Annotated in this window: 4 protein-coding genes; 3 read left to right on the top strand and 1 reads right to left on the bottom strand. The window is 71.8% G+C overall.

Annotated elements, in window-relative coordinates:
- Nucleotides 1-44 precede the first annotated feature (44 nt).
- Entirely contained in the window at nucleotides 45-290 is a 246-nt protein-coding gene (locus E1211_RS31245; RefSeq protein WP_132353703.1) for a mycoredoxin, read from the bottom strand.
- Nucleotides 291-382: 92 nt separating this feature from the next.
- On the opposite strand from E1211_RS31245, the gene E1211_RS31240 reads away from it, so the two are divergent.
- The 3 genes from E1211_RS31240 (at nucleotide 383) to E1211_RS31230 (ending at nucleotide 3,427) form a co-directional block, all read left to right on the top strand.
- Nucleotides 383-2,548 carry an ATP-dependent DNA helicase UvrD2 gene (locus E1211_RS31240; protein ID WP_132353700.1) on the top strand — a complete coding sequence of 722 codons (2,166 nt, stop codon included), beginning with the start codon at nucleotides 383-385 and terminating at the stop codon, nucleotides 2,546-2,548.
- Between the two features lie 123 nt (nucleotides 2,549-2,671).
- Nucleotides 2,672-2,929, top strand: coding sequence for a hypothetical protein (locus tag E1211_RS31235; protein WP_132353698.1), 258 nt, complete (start codon nucleotides 2,672-2,674; stop codon nucleotides 2,927-2,929).
- 132 nt (nucleotides 2,930-3,061) lie between these two features.
- Entirely contained in the window at nucleotides 3,062-3,427 is a 366-nt protein-coding gene (locus tag E1211_RS31230; protein ID WP_120679216.1) for a WhiB family transcriptional regulator, read from the top strand.
- The last annotated feature ends 275 nt before the right edge of the window (nucleotides 3,428-3,702 follow it).

Raw genomic sequence — 3,702 nt, 5'->3', positions numbered from 1 at the left:
GCGGCCGTCCGGGGACGGCCGCCTCTCGTGGTGGTCTGCGGGGGTCAGGCGGTGACGATCGTGGCGAGGTGGTCCTTGACCTGCTTGATCGACGGGTTGGTGAGCGCGCTGCCGTCGGAGAAGCGCAGCGTCGGAACGGTCTGGTTGCCGCCGTTGACGCTCATCACGAACTCGGCGGCCTGGGGGTCCCGCTCGATGTCGACCACCTCGTACCCGATGCCCTCCCGGTCCAGCTGGGACTTCAGTCGGTGGCAGTAACCGCACCACGAGGTGGAGTACATCGTCAGCATGGTCAATTCCTCCCGCTGCTCCGCCGCCCGCTTGCCGATCAAGCCGGGGCTATCCACTGCAACACCCGGGGTTGCTGCGAGAATTCCTTGCTGTGGGGGTTCACTCAGAGGCCGAACGGGTGCTCGCCGAGCTGGATCCCGAGCAGCGCGGCGCGGTGACCGCGCCGGCCGGGCCGGTCTGCATCCTGGCCGGCGCGGGCACCGGAAAGACCCGGGCGGTCACCTCGCGGATCGCCCACCGGGCGCTCACCGGTGAGATCTCCGGCCGGCACGTGCTCGCCGTCACCTTCACCGCCCGGGCCGCCGCCGAGATGCGACACCGGCTCACCCGGCTCGGGGTGAGCGGTGTCCAGGCGCGCACCTTCCACGCGGCCGCGTTGCGTCAGGTGCGCTACTTCGCGCCCCGACTGCTCGACGGTCGGGCCATGCCGGAGCTGCTGGACAGCAAGGTCCGGCTCGTCACGCTCGCCGCGGCCCGGGTGGGTCTGCGTACGGACCGGGCCGCCGCCCGGGACCTGGCCGGCGAGATCGAGTGGGCCAAGTCGTCGCTCGTCGAGCCGGCCGAGTACGTGGTGGCGGCGGCGAAGGCGCTGCGGGACACCCCGCACGAGCCGGCGAAGGTCGCCGAGGTGTTCGCCGCCTACGAGAAGATCAAGCGCGGCAATGGCGTGATCGACTTCGAGGACATGCTGCGTGCGGCGGTCTGGGGGATCGAGGAGCACGCCGACGTCGCCGAGCAGGTGCGCGCGCAGTACCGGCACTTCGTGGTCGACGAGTACCAGGACGTCAACCCGCTCCAGCAGCGGCTGCTGGAGGCGTGGCTGGGCGGGCGCAACGACCTGACCGTGGTCGGCGACGCCAGCCAGACCATCTACTCCTTCACCGGGGCGACCTCGTCGTACCTGGTCGACTTCCCGCGCCGGCACCGGGACGCGGTGGTCGTCCGGCTGGTCCGCGACTACCGCTCCACGCCGCAGGTCGTCGGGCTGGCCAACGCCGTGATCTCCCAGGCCCGAGGCACCGAGGCCCGGCTCCGGCTGGAGCTGCGCGGGCAGCGTCCACCCGGCCCCGAACCGGAGCTGCGGATCTTCACCGACGAGCCCGCCGAGGCGAACGCGGTGGCGGCACGTGCCCGGGCGCTCATCGACGCCGGCACCCCCGCCCGGGAGATCGCCGTGCTGTTCCGGACCAACGCGCAGTCCGAGGCGTACGAGAAGGCGCTCACCGAGGCCGAGGTGCCGTACGTGGTGCAGGGGGCGGAGCGGTTCTTCGAGCGGGTCGAGGTGCGGCAGGCGATGGTCGCGCTGCGCGCCGCCACCCGCTCGATCCCGGGGGAGACCCCGCTGCCGGCGGCCGTTGTCGAGGCGCTCGCCGCGGTGGGCTGGTCGCCGGAGACACCCCCGGCCGGTGGCGCCGCCCGGGAGCGCTGGGAGGCGCTCGCCGCGCTGGTCCAGCTCGCCGAGGAGTACGCGGCGACCCCCGCCGTCCTGCCGATCGGCGAGGCGGCGACCGTCGAGCGGCGGGTGACGCTGACCGAGTTCACCGACGAGCTGCACCGCCGGGCCAGCCAGCAGCACGCGCCCACCCTCGACGGGGTGACCCTGGCCTCGCTGCACTCGGCGAAGGGGCTGGAGTGGGACGCCGTCTTCCTCGTCGGGCTCTCCGAGGGCACCCTCCCCACCACCTATGCGAAGACGGCCGAGCAGGTCGAGGAGGAGCGCCGGCTGCTCTACGTGGGCGTCACCCGCGCTCGGGAGTGGCTGTGGTTGTCGTACGCGGTGGCCCGCTCGCCGGGCGGACGCGCCCGGCGGCCCTCGCGTTTCCTGCCCCAGCTCGACCGTTCCGGCGGCGGCGGTGAGCGGGCCCGCGGCACGAACACGACGCCCCGGCCGGAGCGGCGGCGGACGCAGATCGTCTCCTGCCGGATCTGCGGGGCGACGCTGCTCGCCGGTCCGGAGCGGAAGCTGGGACGGTGTGCGACCTGCCCGTCGGACATCGACGAGGAGCTGCACGAGCGGCTGCACGAGTGGCGGCGGCGGGTCGCCGGTGAGCAGCGGGTCCCGGCCTACGTGGTCTTCACCGACGCCACCCTGACGGCGCTGGCCGAGCGGCGGCCGAGCCGGTCCGAGGAGCTGATCGCCATCGCCGGGATCGGCCCGCGCAAACTGGGCCTCTACGGCGAATCGGTACTGGCGCTGGTGGGCGGCGCGGCGGTGGACGACGTCTGCCCCGAGAAAACTTTCGAAATCGAGCCGTAAATTCGTTTGCCCTCGCCCTCGGGCGAGGAATAGCCTCAGTGCACACCTCGCGAGCGGCGCCGTTCGGGCTGCTCACGGGGGGTTGTCCCAGTCGATTCGAGGAACGTGAGGGAGGTGGCACCCGTGGAGATCTTCACCTATGAGCGTCCGGCGGCGATGCCAGCTGCCCGCGCTCCGCTGTCGGCTGCCCGGGTGGCTCTCGCGGTCAAGCGACCGTCGGTTCCACAGGTGCACCAGGTCGAGGCTCAGGCCGAGCTGATCCTCGCCGCCGCGCTGAACGGGCTCCGGGGGACCAGTGGCTTCACGGGCATGGGCATCGATGGCGTTCAGAAGAAGCGCACCGATGTCCGCGGCGTTCCACCTCGAGGTAGACCGGTCTGATCACAGACCGACCGGCTCACCTCGAGGCCGCGGAACCCGTAAACCGGGATCCGCGGCCTCAGTTTTTTGTTCCGCCCACGTAGTCGGAAGTAGCGATCCACGAGATCGAGATGAGAGAGAGGTGACCGGGCGATGAGTCTGGCGTTGGCCCCGCTCGACCTGGACGTCGAGCTGGAGGCGAACCTGCCCTGCCGGAAGTTCGACCCCGACCTGTGGTTCTCCGACGCGCCCGCCGAGCTCGAGCTGGCCAAGTCGCTCTGCGGGGACTGCCCGCTGCGCGTCGAGTGCCTCGCCGGCGCGGTCGAGCGTGCCGAGCCCTGGGGCGTCTGGGGTGGCGAGATCTTCGAGCGTGGCGCGGTCGTCCCGCGCAAGCGGCCCCGTGGCCGTCCGCGCAAGGAGGACGTCGCCCGCGACGCCGCGCTCCGGGTCGAGGCCGAGGCGCGCCTGGCGGCCAGTGGGCTGTCCCAGGGGCGTAACGCGGTCCGGCTGGCGGCCTGACATGAACCCGATCCGCACCAACCACGCCGGCACCGGTCCGGAGACGACTGGAAACGACATGCTGCACGTACCCAACGGAGTTGAGATGCAACTACTTCACGAAGCGTTGTCCCGGGCCCGAATGCGCCGGCCTCAGGCCGGCATCACCACGAGCACTGAGGCAACCCGATCCGCTCTCACCGTCGCGATGAACAGCCGCCGACAGTCGGCACGCGACCTGGGCATTCGCTGACACCCACCGATACGCGGGGCGGGTGGCCGGATTCCTGTCTCTT

Source organism: Micromonospora sp. 15K316, assembly GCF_004348525.1.
Taxonomy (GTDB): Bacteria; Actinomycetota; Actinomycetes; order Mycobacteriales; family Micromonosporaceae; genus Micromonospora.
The sequence above is the reverse complement of the archived record's forward strand: the minus strand, read 5'-3'. Positions and strand labels throughout refer to the sequence as shown.